General features: G+C 66.7%; 18 protein-coding genes. 6 read left to right on the top strand and 12 right to left on the bottom strand.

The window, feature by feature from the left end; all coding sequences use genetic code 11:
- Positions 1-55: 55 nt before the first annotated feature.
- Positions 56-1,021, bottom strand: a complete 966-nt coding sequence (locus ACZ5AC_RS02000; RefSeq protein ID WP_464249294.1) for a hypothetical protein — start codon at positions 1,019-1,021, stop codon at positions 56-58.
- A gap of 167 nt (positions 1,022-1,188) precedes the next feature.
- On the opposite strand from ACZ5AC_RS02000, the gene ybgF (ACZ5AC_RS02005) reads away from it, so the two are divergent.
- The 6 genes from ybgF (ACZ5AC_RS02005) to ACZ5AC_RS02030 are packed head-to-tail and all read left to right on the top strand — an operon-like array spanning position 1,189 to position 6,233.
- Positions 1,189-2,058, top strand: coding sequence for a tol-pal system protein YbgF (gene ybgF, locus ACZ5AC_RS02005; protein WP_464249295.1), 870 nt, complete (start codon positions 1,189-1,191; stop codon positions 2,056-2,058).
- Positions 2,051-3,178: a DNA-processing protein DprA gene (dprA, locus tag ACZ5AC_RS02010; RefSeq protein WP_464249296.1), complete on the top strand. Its 1,128-nt coding sequence runs from the start codon at positions 2,051-2,053 to the stop codon at positions 3,176-3,178. The genes ybgF (ACZ5AC_RS02005) and dprA overlap by 8 nt, the downstream gene beginning before the upstream one ends.
- A gap of 21 nt (positions 3,179-3,199) precedes the next feature.
- Positions 3,200-3,550, top strand: coding sequence for a hypothetical protein (locus tag ACZ5AC_RS02015; protein ID WP_464249297.1), 351 nt, complete (start codon positions 3,200-3,202; stop codon positions 3,548-3,550).
- Positions 3,550-4,374 carry an HDOD domain-containing protein gene (locus ACZ5AC_RS02020; protein ID WP_464249298.1) on the top strand — a complete coding sequence of 275 codons (825 nt, stop codon included), beginning with the start codon at positions 3,550-3,552 and terminating at the stop codon, positions 4,372-4,374. Before ACZ5AC_RS02015 ends, ACZ5AC_RS02020 begins: the two co-directional genes overlap by 1 nt.
- A 10-nt stretch (positions 4,375-4,384) precedes the next feature.
- Positions 4,385-5,323, top strand: a complete 939-nt coding sequence (locus ACZ5AC_RS02025; protein WP_464249299.1) for a GGDEF domain-containing response regulator — start codon at positions 4,385-4,387, stop codon at positions 5,321-5,323.
- Positions 5,295-6,233 carry a tyrosine recombinase XerC gene (locus ACZ5AC_RS02030; RefSeq protein ID WP_464249300.1) on the top strand — a complete coding sequence of 313 codons (939 nt, stop codon included), beginning with the start codon at positions 5,295-5,297 and terminating at the stop codon, positions 6,231-6,233. The genes ACZ5AC_RS02025 and ACZ5AC_RS02030 overlap by 29 nt, the downstream gene beginning before the upstream one ends.
- Before the next feature lie 25 nt (positions 6,234-6,258).
- On the opposite strand, the gene ACZ5AC_RS02035 is transcribed toward ACZ5AC_RS02030, so the two are convergent.
- The 11 genes from ACZ5AC_RS02035 to galE form a co-directional block, all read right to left on the bottom strand.
- On the bottom strand, positions 6,259-6,720 hold the full coding sequence (locus ACZ5AC_RS02035; RefSeq protein ID WP_464249301.1) for a C-GCAxxG-C-C family protein: 462 nt from the start codon (positions 6,718-6,720) through the stop codon (positions 6,259-6,261).
- Positions 6,721-6,733: 13 nt separating this feature from the next.
- Positions 6,734-7,021 carry a hypothetical protein gene (locus ACZ5AC_RS02040; protein ID WP_464249302.1) on the bottom strand — a complete coding sequence of 96 codons (288 nt, stop codon included), beginning with the start codon at positions 7,019-7,021 and terminating at the stop codon, positions 6,734-6,736.
- A gap of 73 nt (positions 7,022-7,094) precedes the next feature.
- Positions 7,095-7,823, bottom strand: coding sequence for a protein phosphatase CheZ (locus ACZ5AC_RS02045; RefSeq protein WP_464249303.1), 729 nt, complete (start codon positions 7,821-7,823; stop codon positions 7,095-7,097).
- 11 nt (positions 7,824-7,834) lie between these two features.
- On the bottom strand, positions 7,835-8,368 hold the full coding sequence (locus ACZ5AC_RS02050) for a PilZ domain-containing protein (RefSeq protein ID WP_464249304.1): 534 nt from the start codon (positions 8,366-8,368) through the stop codon (positions 7,835-7,837).
- A gap of 10 nt (positions 8,369-8,378) precedes the next feature.
- Positions 8,379-8,813, bottom strand: a complete 435-nt coding sequence (locus tag ACZ5AC_RS02055; protein WP_464249305.1) for an NIL domain-containing protein — start codon at positions 8,811-8,813, stop codon at positions 8,379-8,381.
- Positions 8,814-8,834: 21 nt separating this feature from the next.
- Positions 8,835-9,776, bottom strand: a complete 942-nt coding sequence (ybgF, locus tag ACZ5AC_RS02060; RefSeq protein WP_464249306.1) for a tol-pal system protein YbgF — start codon at positions 9,774-9,776, stop codon at positions 8,835-8,837.
- Positions 9,777-9,837: 61 nt separating this feature from the next.
- A complete protein-coding gene (locus tag ACZ5AC_RS02065) occupies positions 9,838-10,041 on the bottom strand; it encodes a PLDc N-terminal domain-containing protein (protein ID WP_464249307.1) in 204 nt (67 codons plus the stop codon).
- Complete coding sequence (gene lgt / locus ACZ5AC_RS02070; protein ID WP_464249308.1) at positions 10,031-10,816, bottom strand: prolipoprotein diacylglyceryl transferase; 786 nt, start codon at positions 10,814-10,816, stop codon at positions 10,031-10,033. The genes ACZ5AC_RS02065 and lgt overlap by 11 nt, the downstream gene beginning before the upstream one ends.
- Entirely contained in the window at positions 10,797-11,336 is a 540-nt protein-coding gene (gene lspA, locus ACZ5AC_RS02075; RefSeq protein ID WP_464249309.1) for a signal peptidase II, read from the bottom strand. Before lspA ends, lgt begins: the two co-directional genes overlap by 20 nt.
- Positions 11,329-14,139, bottom strand: coding sequence for an isoleucine--tRNA ligase (ileS, locus tag ACZ5AC_RS02080; RefSeq protein ID WP_464249310.1), 2,811 nt, complete (start codon positions 14,137-14,139; stop codon positions 11,329-11,331). Before ileS ends, lspA begins: the two co-directional genes overlap by 8 nt.
- Positions 14,140-14,264: 125 nt before the next feature.
- Positions 14,265-15,242 carry a UDP-glucose 4-epimerase GalE gene (gene galE / locus ACZ5AC_RS02085; RefSeq protein ID WP_464249311.1) on the bottom strand — a complete coding sequence of 326 codons (978 nt, stop codon included), beginning with the start codon at positions 15,240-15,242 and terminating at the stop codon, positions 14,265-14,267.
- Positions 15,243-15,347 lie beyond the last annotated feature (105 nt).

Consider the following 15,347-nt stretch of genomic DNA (forward strand, 5'->3'; position numbering starts at 1 on the left):
GACCGGGAATCATGCCTTTGCTTTCCGTGCGGCGCAGGTTCGCTTTTCTTTCCGGCTACATGACCAGGTGCAGGACCCTGGGCATGAAGGTCGGCACGTCCCAGCCGGGGACGTAGCGGTTCAGGGTCTCGATGATGGCGACGGCCAGCAGGCCCGCGTGGAGCATGGTGGCCAGCGCGATGACGAGCATGCTGCCCTTGAGGCGCATGGGGTTCTCGCTGACGCAGACCAGGAGGGACAGGGCCATGGCCAGGACCAGGCAGGCCGCCGAAGCCTCTCCGGCGTAGAAGATCTGGGGCAGGTGCAGGTTGAAGACGCCCTTCAGGCCGAGGTACATCCAGACCGTGACCGCCAGGGTGACCAGCCCCAGGGCGATGTGCCACTTGCAGAGAAAGGGGGGGGCGAAGCGGTAGTAGTCGCGGCCCCAGTCGTCGGCGTTGCGGCGCAGCAGCAGGTAGACGAGTCCTCCGGCGGCGGTCAGGCACAGGGCCATGGGCAGCCACAGGGCCGCCAGGGGCCACCAGGATGAGCCCCATGGGGGAAGAAAGGTCGGGTCGTCCAGGGGCAGGCCCCGGAAGTACAGCAGGGTCAGCAGGACGAGGCCCCAGTATCCGCATTTGACGGCCACGTTGCCGATGCAGCCGAGCAGGACGTGCACGGCCCGGCGTTCCTTGGCCGTCTTCCAGCCCAGGTCGTAGGCCACCAGGGCCAGGGTCCCGAAAAAGGGCAGGGCCAGGGTCACGGCCAGGAGCATCCGGTTGGTCAGGGCGAATTCGGACTGCCAGAATGGGCGGCCCATGAGCAGGGCCCAGCCGGCCAGGATCATGACCCAGAAGAGGGCGTGGCCGCGTACGCCGAGCCTCGATACCTGACGGGCCACGCGGGCCGGGAAGGGTTTGCCGGATACCAGGCCGATCAGTTCGCTGACCAGGGAGATGGCCGGCGCGCCCCAGAACAGGGATGCCAGAAGGAGCAGAAGGGGGAGAAGGGCGAACGCCCACTGGGGTACGTAAAGCGCCATGGGTACCTCGCGCGTGATGTCTGTATGTCGAAGAGTATGGCCAACTTGGCCGAATGCGGGCTATCTGCACCAAAAGGGCGCAAGAGGCAAGGCGCGCGCTCCCTTGAAAATCGGTCCGTTCTCTCCTATGCCTCGGGCGTAACCACGGGAGAAATGGTGGCGAAGCCATGAAAACAGTGCTGGCCTTCGGGGCCGGAATGATTGTCGGCGCCCTGCTCGCGTTCGCCGCCGGCCTGTACGTGCATCCGGGCCAACCAGCCAGGATTGCTGCGGAAAAGGCCCTTGCCGGGCTTTTCGCCGTCATGCGGGCCGTACCGGCGCGAATGTCCGCCGCCCTGGACGCAGTCACCGCCCCCAAACCGGTCGGCCTGCGCCGCCCCGTCGCGCGCGTGCTGCGCATGACGCGCACCGGAGTCGTCCTGGTCCACACCATCCTGCCCGACGAAACGAAAGCTGCCGAAAGGCCGATCCCCGACGAACGACGGCAAACGGCTTCCCTGCCGGCCCCTGAAGCCGTGCCTGCGGCAGGTCTTGAAATCCCGCGCGGCCCGGAACCGGCGCAGTCCCCTGCGATGCCGGCGTCCCGAGCCGAAGGGGGCACGCCACCGAAGGCGGCCGCCAAGGCCGGTCCCGAGAGCGTGTACGCCCAGGCGCTCAAGGCCTACGAAGCCGGTCGGCACACGGAGGCCAGGCAGCGTTTCGCCGCCTTCCTGCTGGCTTTCCCAGGCCATGCCCTGGCGCCCAACGCCCTCTACTGGACGGGCGAGACGTGGTACGACCAGGGCCGCTACGATCTGGCCGCGCAGGCCTTCGCCCGCGTTCTGCAGGAACATCCCCGCCACGCCAAGAGCCCGGACGCGCTGCTGAAGATGGCCTACGCGGCCATGCGCCAGGGACGCCGCGACGCGGCCAGGGCGTATCTGGACCAGCTCGACGCGCGCTATCCCGATTCCGGCGCATCCCGGCTGGGGCGGCAGGCGAGGGGCAGGCTGCAGGGCAGAAGCGACGGCGGCACCATGGTGGCGGCCCGTGGATGAGTTCGCCGCCAGCCTGGCCCTGCGCCACACCCGCGGCCTGGGGCCGCGGACCTGGAAGCGCCTGCTGGACGCCTTCGGCGGCGCGGCGGCTGCTGCCGAGCAGTGGGCGTCCTGGGCCGGGCGAGGGCTGACCCCGGCTCGCGTGCAGGAGGAGTTCGGGCGGGGCGCCTGGCGGGAGAAGGCCCTGGCCGAGGAGCGCAGGGCCCGGGAACTCGGCCTGTCCGTCGTGTTCTACCGCGACCCGGCCTGGCCCGACTTGCTGCGCGAGATTCCCGACCCTCCGCTTTTCCTGTACCATCTCGGCGACCTGAGCCTGCTGGCGCGGCCCTGCGTGGCCGTGGTCGGCTCCCGCGCGGCCTCCCGCTACGGCCTGGGCATGGCCGAGACCATGGCCGCCTCCCTGAGCCGCGCCGGGGTCTGCGTGGTTTCGGGCTTCGCCCACGGCATCGACCGCGCCGCCCACATCGGCGCCCTCGGCGGCGTGGGCGGGACCGTCGCCGTCCTGGGCACGGGCCTGGACCTGGTCTACCCCGCGTCCAACCGCGACCTCTGGGACCGCGTCGCCGCCGAGGGCCTCATCGTCAGCGAATTCGCGCCGGGAACGCGGCCCGAAGGCATGAATTTTCCCCACCGCAACCGCATCGTCAGCGGCCTTTCCCTGGGCGTCCTCGTGGTCGAGGGGGCCATCGGCAGCGGCAGCCTCATCACGGCCGAACTGGCCCTGGCCCAGAACCGCGACGTCTTCGCCCTGCCCGGTCCGGCCAATCTCAAGACCTACCAAGGCAGTCACCGGCTCATCCGGCAGGGGGCCTGCCTGGTGCAGAGCGGCGAGGACATCCTGCGGGAACTGCAGCCGCGCCTGCGCGGTCTCTCCTTGCCTGACGCCCCCGACTCCTTATCTTCTGAACACGCCGCGCCGGGGATAGAACGGCCCGAACCGGACGACCCCGAACACAGGGTGATGCACCGCCTGCTCCGCGGCGGCTTCCCGCAGCACATAGACGCCCTGACCCGCGGCACGGGCTGGCCTGCGGACAAGGTCAGCGCCACGCTCCTCTTCATGGAATTGCAAGGCCTTGTGAAGCAGCTGCCGGGGATGTACTATGCCCTTGCAACCTGAATGAAGGCATCGGAGAAACGCATGCAAAAGATACCCCTGCAACTGGCGAGGCCCGACATGGTCCTGGCCAAGCCCGTGGCCCGCGACAACGGCATGGTCCTCGTGGCGGCCGGAACAAAGCTGACGGAATCCCTCATCTCGAAACTGGGGAACATGGGGGTGGAGGAGGTGGCCGTGCAGGGCGACGCCCTTGGGATGGGCGACGGCTGCGGAGCCGAGGCCCTGGCCAAGAAGCAGGAGCGGCTGGAGCACCTTTTCCGCAACTTCAAGGAAGACAAATACATGCAGCGCGTGAAAGGCCTCGTTGCCGATTACTATGCGCGCAAGTGCGCCCTGGCCGCGGCCCAGGCTGCCCAAGGGGGAGGTGAATGATGGACGAAGATCTGCGCACGAAGCAAAAGGGCGAGATCCTGGCCGTCAAGGACCTGCCCACCCTGCCCGGTGTTCTGGAGGAGGTCGCCGTCCTCGTGCAGGACCCCAACACCTCCACGGACCAGATCAGCAAGGCCATCTCCAAGGACCAGGTCCTCTCGGCCAAGGTCCTGAAGATGGTCAACTCGCCCATCTACGGCTTCCCCGGGCGCATCGGCTCCATCCAGCACGCCTTGGTGCTCCTGGGGTTCAACGTCATCAAGGGCATCATCATCTCCACCTCCGTGTTCGACGTCATGAACGAGAACATGAAGGGCCTGTGGGAGCACAGCTTGGGCTGCGCCCTGGCCAGTTCGGCCATCGCCCGGGCCATCGGCTGCAAGGACCCGGAGGAGTACGCCGTGGCCGGCCTGCTGCACGACATCGGCAAGGTCGTGGCCGCCGTACAGCTGCCCGAAAGCCGCGCGGCCATCGACGCCCTGGTCCGCGAGAAGGACCTGTCGTACCGCAAGGCCGAGGCCGAGGTCCTGGGCTTCGCCCACGACCGCATCAACCTCTGGCTCTGCACCTACTGGAATCTTCCGCCCAACCTGAAGGAAGGGTTGTCCTACCACCATCGGCCCATGTCGGCCTCCCTCTATCCGAAGGTGGCGCAGGTCGTGCATGTGGCCGACTTCCTGGCCCGGCTCTACGGCGTGGGCAGCGGCGGCGACGATCAGGTCAGCGTCCTGGACGAGGGGGTGCTGGAGGCCCTGGAGATCACCCCCGAGGTGCTGTACCGGATCATGGACGATCTGGAGCGCGATTTCATGGACCTGATCTAGGACGGCGGGCATGAAGGACGGCAAGCATTTCTTCCTGGTCACGGCCGACCCCAAGCTCGAAGGGGGCCTGCGGGCGCTGTGGCCCGAGGACGAGGTCAAGTGGACCTGCTTCGGCCGGGGAACGTCGGCCCTGGAGTTTCTCTTTTCGGAACCCCCGGACCTGCTGGTCGTGGACGAGAGGCTGCCCGACCTGGCCGGGGCCGATCTGGTCCGGCTCATCAAGGGCGAGAACGTGTACCGCCAGCTGCCCGTGGTCCTCTGCCTGGCGGGCGAGGACGTGGCCGAAACCCTGGATTTCAGCACCCTCGAGATCGACGACTTCCTGATCAAGCCCCTTTCCCCGGCCACGGCCAAGGCCCGCCTCGTCCTGGCCTACCACCGCTCCACCCGCGAGCTCGACGCCAGCCCCCTGACCAAGCTGCCGGGCAACACGTCCATCATCCACAAGATCCAGGACCTCATCGACCGGCAGGAGGACTTCGCCCTGGCCTACATAGACCTGGACCACTTCAAGTCCTTCAACGACAAGTACGGCTTCTCGCGAGGGGACGAGGTGCTGCTGATGACGGCCCGGGTCATCGTCAACTCCATCCGTGGCTTCATGGGCGCAAGCACCTTCGTCGGGCACGTGGGCGGCGACGACTTCGTCTTCATCGTCCCGCCGGACAAGGCCGAGAGCGCCTGCCGGCAGGTCATCGACAACTTCGACTCCATCGTGCCCCACTTCTACGACCAGGAGGACCGCGCCCGCGGGGCCATCCATTCCCTGGACCGGCGGGGCAACGAGCAGGTCTTCCCCATCATGGCCATCTCCATCGCCGTGGTCTTCAACCGCGGCGGTCGCCTCAAGCACTTCGGCGAGGCGTCCCAGATCGCCATGAACCTGAAGAAGGAAGCCAAGAAAAACCCGGGGAGCTGCTATGTCATGGACAAGCGGTCCGGCTCCTGACCCCGTCGCGCTGTTCCTGCTGTACCTCGACGCCCAGCGCGGCTACTCGCCGGCCACCGTGGCGGCCTACGGCACGGACTTGGAAGGCGTGCACGTCTTTCTGCAGCGGAGGGACAAAGGCCTGCACGACCCGGCGGCCGTGACCAAGAACGACGTCACGGCCTTTCTCGCGGACCTGCACCGCAGGAGCCTGGCCAAGTCGAGCGTCTGCCGCAAGCTCTCGGCCCTGCGCGCCTTCTACCGCTTTTTGCGTCAGCGCAAGCTCGTGGCCGACGACCCGTGCGCGTCCCTGTCCAACCCGAAGCTGCCCAAGCTCCACCCCAAGGTCCTGAACGTCGATCAGGCCGTCCATCTGGTCGAGACGGACGTCGCGCCGGACCCCGAAGGCCTGCGCGACCTGGCTCTGCTTGAGGTCCTGTACGGTTCGGGGCTGCGCGTAAGCGAAGCCCTGGGGCTCGATTTCGGGGATGTAGATCTGGATCAGCGGCTGCTGCGGGTGCTGGGCAAGGGCAGGAAGGAGCGGGTCGTGCCCCTGACGGGCCCGGCCGTGGAGCGGCTGCGGCGCTATCTAGAGCAGAGGGGGGCTTTCGGCCCCGCGCCGCGGGAACAGGCCGTGTTTCTGGGGAAGCGGGGGGGCAGGCTGACGCGCAAGCAGGCCGACCGCATCGTCAAGGCCATGGCGGTGCTGAGCGGCGTCCCGTCCTCCATCAGCCCCCACACCCTGCGCCACAGCTTCGCCACGCACATGCTGCAGGCCGGCGCGGACCTCAGAAGCGTGCAGGAGCTGCTGGGCCACTCGCGCATCTCGACCACCCAGCGCTACACCCACCTGGATCTGGCGCAGATCATGCGCGTCTACGACGCGGCCCATCCCCTGGCGGGAAAGACGGCCGAATCCGAAGAATCCTGAAAGAGCCCGGGCGGCTCCCGCAGCGTCAGCGCCGGTGTTCGGCGATGACTTCCCGGGCCATTTCGGCCGCCCTGCCGGTGAAGTTCCGGCAACGCTCCATGAACCCGCGCTCGCGGAACATGGCCTGGCCCTCGGGGGTCCCGAGGTCGCACCCGTCGAGGAGCGTCCGGCAGTCGCGGCTGCCGAACTCGCCTTCGAACGTTTCGATGAGCTGCCCGCCGGCCGCGTAGACCGCGTCCATGGCGTCCTTTTCCGACCTGCGCCCCAGAACCGCACCTACGGCCATGAGCGCCCCGCTCAGGGCCCCGCACGGGCCGCAGGTCCGGGCCTGGCCGCTGCAGAAGGCCGAGGCCACGGCGGGCAGGAGCTGAGAATCGAGCCCTTCGGCCCTGGTCACGGCCAGCAGGACGCTTTCCGCGCAGTAGAAGCCCGAGGCCCACAGGTCCTCGGCGGATTGCCGCACGTCGTCGCGCGATGTTTCTGCCATCACGTTTTCCCGCCTACTGCATCTGGTCGGCCCCGGCCAGGGGCACAGCCAGGTCGTTGGACAGGACCCACAGGGCCAGCAGATGGCGCAGGGTCAGGTCGGCCTGGGCCATGGAGTCGCGGCCCGCGTCCTGGCTCGCCATCTCCTGGATGGCCATCATGTATTCCCGGGCGAGGGTGAACTCGGCGCAGATCTCGCGTACGAAATCCTCGTAGGTGTCGGGGTCCTGTTGGTAGAGTTGGTCCAGGACGCTCATGGTCCTGGTCAGGTTGAAGAGGGTGATGTCGCTCATCTGGGGCATGGTGCTTCTCCGTGAAAAGAGCCGGCCGCGGTGCATGTCCGCGGCCGGCTCGCTGGTGTTTGAAATATGGCGGCTACAGGCCGAGCTGGCTCAGCAGGTCGTCCACGTCGGTCTGGGACGCCCCGGCCTGGGGGCCTTTGAGCCCCGTGGCCCGCTCCTTGGAGGTCTGGCGGATCTCCTCGACGCTGCGTTCCGGGTTCTCCTCCATGGCCTTCATGGACAGGCCCGTGGCCATGTAGAGTTCGAAGACCACCTTCTCGATCTGCTGCAGGGCGGCGACGATGCGCTTGATGCGCTGGCCCGTCAGGTCCTGGAAGCTCAGGGTGGTCATGATCTCCATCAGGTCCTCGCTAAGGGCCTGCTGGCCTGCGCGCAGCTCCGCGATCTCGGGCGAAGCGTCCCGGGCCGCCAGGGAATCCAGGAGCGCCGTGGACCGTTCCGTCTGGTCCAGGTGCTTCTCGACCAGGGTCATGATGCTCTCGGTGGCCTTTTCCGTGGTCTGCAGGATGGCCCCGAGCTGGGTGGAAGCCTCGGAGAACATCTCGTCGGCCACGGGCGCCGGCGTCTCTAAGGGCAGCGCCGTTCCGTGTATCGCGGCGGCGTTGATTTCCTTGTAGATGGACTTCAGGCCTTCCTGCAGGTCCTTGCTGATGGCGCGGTAGAATTCGCCCTCGGTCAGGGCCATGGTCAGGGCGCGGTTGATCTCCTCCGAAAGCGCCGCGGAGATGACGTCGCGGATGGTGCTTTCGGCCCGGGCCGTGATCCTGTTCAGTAGTTCCTGGCTCAGCTGTTCCTTGTGCATCGGGCCTCCGGTCAGGATGAGGGGGAGAGGTGCCTTTCCCGCAGTTGCTCGCGCTGCCGGTCGACCACGAACTGCACGATCTTCTCGCGCTCGGATTCGCGCATCTCCCTGAACTCCAGGGCCCAGACCTTGTGCCCCCGGTGCTCCTCCTCGCGGATGAGCACCCCGGTGGTGCCAGCCAGGCTCTGGGGTTGGCTGCCCAGGGCGACGACCACCTCCACGGCCTGACCCAGCCGGAAGTCGCGGTCCGCGCTGAAGCGCAGTCCGGCGCCGCTGATGTCGTGGATGAGGACGGTTGCGGGGAAATCCTCCTGCAGGGACTGCTGGGTCAGGAGCGCGAGGATGGAGTTGAGCTTCTCGTTCATGCTCCGCAGGTACTGGACCAGCCCGTCAGGCAGGGCGTCCTGGGCTGCTTCCGAGAGCTGCGGCCCGGAAGCGGCCGGCGAGGCGTTGAAGAGGGGCCTCAGGTTGCCGTCGGGCAGGACCCGCAGATACCCCTTCAGGGCCGTGTCGATGCGTGCAAAGGTGCGCTCCGCGACGCTCATGTTCCCTCCGTCACCAGACGTTGGTGTCGACTTCCATGACCATGGCGTGCACGGGGCAGACGGTGACGCACATGTTGCAGGCCGTGCACTTCTCCTGGTCGAAATCGACCTGCCTGGTCTCGAGGTTGAGGTGCAGGGCCTTGGACGGGCACAGGGCCGTGCACAGGCCGCAGTGCATGCACAACTCCTCGCTGCGCGAGATCTCGTGGGCCACGGGGGTGACCCTGATGCCCTGCTCCTGCAGGTAGGTCACGCCCTGGCGGTAGTGCTCCGTGGTGCCCGAGAGCTCCAGGATCATGTGCCCTTCGCGGCGCGGGTTGATGTTGGCCTGCAGGATGTTGAAGGTCAGGTCGAAGAGCTTGGCCAGGTTGTACATCATGGGCTGGCCCGAGGATTCCGGGGGAAAACGCAGGCTGATGATGCGGCTGTATTCGTGGGTGGTCATGTGCTGTCCTGCCGTTGACGGCTACTTGCCTTCCTTCAGGTATGCCTGGGCCCGCTTGGCCTCGGCGGAATCGGGGTATTTCTTGATCAGGTCTTCGAGAACCAGCTTGCCGGCCTGGTCCTTCTTCAGCTTGTAGAAGGAGATGCCCTGCTTGAGCAGCGCCGGCCGGTACTTGTTGGACTTGCTGTGCTCCTCGATGACCTTCTGGTAGGTCAGGACGGCGTTGGCGTAGTCCTGCAGCTGGAAGAAGCATTCGCCCTGCCAGAAGATGGCGTTGGGCACGAGGGGATCCTTGGGGAAGCCCTTGACGAATTCGGCCCAGGTCGTCTGGGCCTGCTTGTACTTCATGGCGTAGAAGGCTTCCAGGGCCCTCTGGTACAGTTCCTGGCCCGGCACGTCGGCGGCAGTCTCCTCTCCCGCCGCCTGGGGCGGTTGGGGCGCCTGGGGCTGGGCCACGGCCGGCTTGCCGGGGGCCGTCGGGGCGATGGGGGGCTGGGCGGCAGGAGCCTGTCCGGCAGGCATCTGCGGCACCATGCCCGGTACGGCGGGGGCGGCTTCGGTTTTCGGCATCTCGTCGAAGACGACGCCCAGCTGCGAGGCCATGAACATGTTCCGGCGCTCGAGTTCCTGGACCTTGGCGTTCAGGGTTTCCACGGTCACGCCGCCCTGCATTTCCTGGGTGCGGCGGTAGTCCTCCATCTGGCCGGTGAGGGAGGCGAGCTGGCTGCGCATGGAGTTGAGTTCGGCCCAGCTGTTGGCCTGGACCGGCTGCGAGCGGGCCAGGTCGCTCTCGATCTTGGCGATGCGCTCCTGCAGCTTGGCCTGCTCCTGCTGCTGGTAATAGACTTGGCTGTTCAGGCGGTCGAAGTCCTTCTTGGACGTGACGCAGGCCGGAAGGGCGCCGAGCATGACGGCCAGGGCTCCGGCCACGATGATTTTGTTGGATGCGCGGAAAGAAGTCATGGAAACCTCTCTGAAGTGCTGTTTGCTCTTCCCTGGTATCCCGTGTCCCGGGACCAGGGGGTTATTTTTTCAAGGCTCGTTTTCTGCCGAAGAGGATATAGCCCACACCGCCCAGGACCGGCAAGATGACCTGGGCCACAATCCAGGCGGCCCGCTCCTGCTGCGTCGGGAACTCGTTCTTGTACAGGTGCATGATGGACCACAGGTTGGGGATGATGGGCACCAGCAGCAGCGGCAGGGCCCAGAGGGGTATGTCAGCGAACATGGCGATTCCTTATGAAAATGAGGTAGATGCCGAGGATCACGGCGCACAGGGCGATGAACTGGGTCACGCTGACGGGGCCGAAATCGCCGCGGTAGTCGGAGCGGAAGAGCTCGATCACGTAGCGGAAGGCCCCGAACAGGACCAGGAAGAGGCCCATGAGCTGCCCCGGAACCCTGACGAAGGGCTTGGCCGCCAGAATTGCGGCGAAGCAGACCAACCCGGCCAGGCTGTGGTAGAGTTGGGTGGGGTGCAGGGGCACGTTCAGGGGCGCCAGCGAATCAGGGTGGTAGAAGGTGACTGCCCAGGGCAGGTCGCAGGACGCGCCGTAGCAGCAGCCCGCGGCCAGGCAGCCGATGCGGCCGATGGCCTCGCCCAGTCCGATGCCCGGGGCCAGGATGTCCATCCAGACCCAGGGGTCCTGTCTTTTGACCTTGAGGAAGGCCAGGGCCAGGACGGCGGCCATGATGGCCCCGCCGGAATAGACCAGGCCGCCCTTCCAGAACATGAAGATTTCCTGGGGGTTGTGCCAGAAGTACATCGGGTTGATGAGGACGTACAGCAGGCGCGCGCCCAGGATGGCGCCCAGGATGATGTAGAAGCCCAGGTCCGAGACCGTCTCTGGGTTCAGGCCGCGCTGCCTGGCCTCGCGCATGGACCAGCCGATGCCCAGCAGAAAGCCGGCGGCCACGAACAGCCCGTAGGTGTGCAGGGCGAAGGGTCCCAGTTCGATGCCGAAAAGCACGAAGGGCGGGATCTCAAGGATTGTCGGAAACACAGCGTCGCCTCTGCTGGTAGAAGGACACGAGGAGGGCGCCCGCGCCGATGCAGATGCCCATGTCGGCCACGTTGAAGGCGGGCCAGTGCCACTCTCCCACGTAGAAGTCCAGGAAGTCGACGACCACCCCGAGCCGCACGCGGTCCACGAGGTTGCCCAGCGCCCCTCCCAGGATCAGCCCCAGTCCGTACACGTAGAACGGGCCGTCGTCCTCCTTGCTTCTGGCCAGCACCGCGATGAGCCCCACGGCCAGGATGGAGACGGCGACGAAGAACGGGCGCTGCCAGTCGATGTCGTGCCGGTTCAGAAAGCCGAAGGCCGCGCCCCGGTTCAGGACGTGCACGATGTCGAAGAATCCCGTGATGACCGAGAAACCCTTTTCCCAGACCGGGATGGTCTGCTGAATCCAGAGCTTGGTCAACTGGTCCAGAACCACGACGACGCCGGCCAGCGCCGCGATGAGGCGGTAGCGCCGCCTCATGTCCGGCGGCGGGCAGGGGACGCGCTTGGGCTTAGGCATGGTACTCCTGCAGCACCTTGGTGCAGCGCGGGCAGGCCTGGGGGTGGGCCGGGTCCGTGCCCAGGTTTTCGTCGAAGATCCAGCAGCGGGCGCATTTCTCGCCCTTGGCCTTGCCCACGACCACGGACACGCCGGCCACCTCGCCCTGGACGGCGTCGGCCGGGGCCGGGGCGTCGGTGACGGCGGCCTGGCTGACGATGAACACGTCGCGCAGGTCCGAGGCCACGGACTTGAGGCTCTCGAAGGCCTCGCCCGTGGCGTGGAGGGTCACGCTGGCGTCGAGGGAATGGCCCAGGGCCTTGGACTGGCGCAGGGGCTCGATGGCCTTGGTCACGTCGCCGCGCACGGCGAAGACGAGGTTCCAGACGGCCTCCTCCTCGTCGCTCAGAAGCCTCCCCTCGATTTCGGGGATGCGCATGGCGAAGACCGTACCGCCCGCCGGGCGCATGGCCTCGGGCAGGTGCTGGAAGATCTCCTCGGCCGTGAAGCTGAGGATAGGCGCCATGTCGTTCACGATCATGAGCAGGATGTGGTACAGGGCGGTCTGGGCCGAGCGGCGCTCCAGGCTCGTGGCGCCGGTGACGTAGGCGCGGTCCTTGATGATGTCGAGGTAGTAGGAGCTTAAGTCCGTGGTGCAGAGGTTGTGCAGGTTGTGGTAGACCTTGTGGAACTCGAAGCTCTCGTAGGCGGCCTGCACGGCCTGGTGCCGGGAGCGGACCATGTTCAGGGCGTAGCGGTCAAGGGAGAGCATGTCGGCCGCGGCCACGGCGTCCGTGGCCGGGTCGAAGTCGCTCAGGTTGCCGATGATGAAGCGGCAGGTGTTGCGGATCTTGCGGTAGGCGTCGACCAGGCGGCCGATGATCTCGTCGGAGATGCGCAGGTCCTCCTGGTAGTTCTCGGAGGCCACCCACAGGCGCAGCACCTCGGCGCCGTGCTTGGCGATGACCTCCTGCGGGGCCACGACGTTGCCGATGGACTTGGACATCTTGCGCCCTTGGCCGTCGAGGACGAAGCCGTGGGTCAGCACGGCCCGGTAGGGCGGCACGCCGCGCGTGCCCATGGAGGCCAGAAGCGACGAGTGGAACCAGCCGCGGTGCTGGTCCGTGCCCTCCAGGTACAGGTCGGCCGGGAAGGAGCACTCCTCGCGGCCCTCGACCACGGCGGCGAAGCTCGTGCCGGAGTCGAACCACACGTCGAGAATGTCGTCCTCCTTCTCCCAGTGCGTGCCGCCGCACTTGGGGCAGGTCAGGCCCTGGGGCACGACCTCGGACAGGGGCGCCTCGAACCAGTAGTCCGCGCCCCTGGGGTGGCTCTCGAAACGGTCGACGACGGAGTGGGCCCAGTCGCCGTCGAACCAGGCGTCGCCGCAGTCCTTGCACAGGAGGGCGATGATGGGCACGCCCCACATGCGCTGGCGCGAGATGCACCAGTCGGGGCGGAACTTGATCATGCTGTGGATGCGCTCCTTGCCCCAGGACGGGACCCAGCGCACGTCGTTGTCGATGGCGTCGAGCGTCTTGCCGCGCAGGTCGTTCGCCTCCATGGCGATGAACCACTGGGTCGTGGCCCGGAAGATGACGGGCTTCTTGCAGCGCCAGCAGTGCGGGTAGGAGTGCCGGATCTTCTCGCTGGCCAGCAGGTTGCCGACCTCGGTCAGCTTGGCCATGACCAGGGGGTTGGCCTCGAAGACGTTCTTGCCGCCGAAGAACTCCACCGACGGCAGGAAGCGGGCCTGGTCGTCCAGGGGCGAGAGGATCTCCAGGCCGCAGCGCAGACCAGTCTCGTAGTCCTCGCGGCCGTGGCCCGGGGCGGTGTGCACGCAGCCGGTGCCCGCGTCGAGGGTCACGTAGTCGGCCGTGACCACGGGGGAGGGGCGGTCGTAAAAAGGATGGCGGGCGACGAGGCCCTCGAGGGCCGCGCCCGTGACCGTGGCCAGGGACTTCCACTCGGACCAGCCGAACTTCCCGGCGCAGACTTCGGCCAGTTCCTTGGCCAGGACGTAGAAATTCCCGCCCGTCTCGATGAGGTCGTACTCGAAGTCCGGGTGCACGGCCACGGCCAGGTTGTCGGGGATGGTCCAGGGCGTGGTGGTCCAGATGACGATGTAGCTCTTACCCGCGGCGGCCTGGGGGAAGACCTCAGTCAGCCTGCCGGATTCCAGGGGAAAGCGCACGTAGATGGACGGGGAGGTGTGGTCGTCGTACTCGACCTCGGCCTCGGCCAGGGCCGTCTCGCAGGAGCCGCACCAGTAGATGGGCTTCTTGTTGCGCTGCACCGATCCCTTTTTGTAGAAATTGGCCAGTTCGCGGGCCGTGGCCGCCTCGTACTGGGGCGTCATGGTCAGGTAGGGCTTGTCCCAAGTGCCCAGCACCCCGAGGCGCTTGAACTCCTCGCGCTGGATATCGAGGTACTTGAGGGCGTATTCGCGGCACTTCTGGCGGATTTCGAGGATGGAGTACTTGTCCTTGCCGCCCAGCTCCTGCTCGACCTTGAGCTCGATGGGCAGGCCGTGGCAGTCCCAGCCGGGGACGTACTGCGCCTTGCGGCCCGTCATGTTGCGGTGCTTGACGATGACGTCCTTCAGGATCTTGTTCATGGCGTGGCCGATGTGGATATGGCCGTTGGCGTAGGGCGGCCCGTCGTGCAGGACGTAGGGCTCCTTGCCGTCGTTGGCGGAAACCATGGCCCCGTAAGCGTCACTGGCGTACCAGCCTTCGAGCACCTTGGGCTCGTTCTGGGTCAGGCTGGCCTTCATGGGGAAAGTGGTGGAGGGGAGATTGAGGGTTTTCTTGTAATCGCTCATGGGGCGGCGCTCCTGAAAGGTTATGCTCTGCGCCGTCCGTCCGCGGGACGGACGGCGCCGGTTCGTCAAGTAATGAAGTGGAGAACAGTGGAATATCCCGCACCCGAAGTCAAGTTTGCAGCGTCTTACAAGCCCTTTTCCCAGGCGTAGGCCGAGAGTGCGATGGCGTCTATGTCGTCGTGCCGCGGGACCCAGGCCATGGTCGCCCGGATGCGCGACGGGTCGGAGATGAGTGCCGGGGGGTCGCCGGCGCGCCGTCCGCTCTCCACGACGGGGAAGTCGACGTCGCTGACCCGTTTCACGGACTCGACGATCTCGCGCACGGAGTAGCCGTGGCCGTAGCCGCAGTTGAAGATCCCGGACGGATTGGCCGCCTCCAGGTGCCGCAGGGCAAGGACGTGGGCCGCGGCCAGGTCGGCCACGTGGATGTAGTCGCGGATGCACGTGCCGTCGGGCGTGTCGTAGTCCGTGCCGAAGATGTGCAGGGCCTCGCGCCGCCCCAGGGCGGCCTGGGAGGCGACCTTGATCAGGTGCGTGGCGTTGGGCGTGCACTGGCCGATGCGCCCCGCCGGGTCGGCCCCGGCCACGTTGAAGTAGCGCAGGATGACGTAGGTGAAGCCGGGGTGCGCGGCGGCGGTATCCTGGATGACCCACTCGCTCATGAGCTTGGTGCGGCCGTAGGGGTTGATGGGCTTCGTCGGGCTGTCCTCGGTCACGGCCGGCGTGTCGGGCATGCCGTAGACCGCGGCGGTGGAAGAGAAGACGAAGCGGGGGATGGCGTTCTTGACGGCCAGGCGGATGAGCTCCGTCGTGTTGTTGGTATTGTTCATGTAATATTTGAGCGGGTTCTCCACGGACTCGGGCACGACGATGGAGCCGGCGAAGTGCAGCACGGCCGAAAAGCCTTCCTCGGCCATGAGCGCGTCCAGCCGTTCCGTGTCGGCCAAGTCGCCGACCACGAGGCGCGCCGGGGGCAGGACGGCCTCGGCCCGGCCCGTGGACAGGTTGTCGTAGACCACGACCTCGCAGCCGGCCTCCAGCAGGGCCAGGGTGGTGTGGGACCCGATATACCCGGCTCCGCCGGTGACCAGTATCTTCGCCATGGATTTTTCCTCGCGTTCAGGTTGACTTTGCCGCTTCGCTCTTTACAGAAAGCCTTCGTGTCTGCAAAGCGGTTTGGCCGTGTATGACAGCAACTGCGCACAATA

Source organism: Desulfomicrobium aestuarii, from assembly GCF_055385525.1.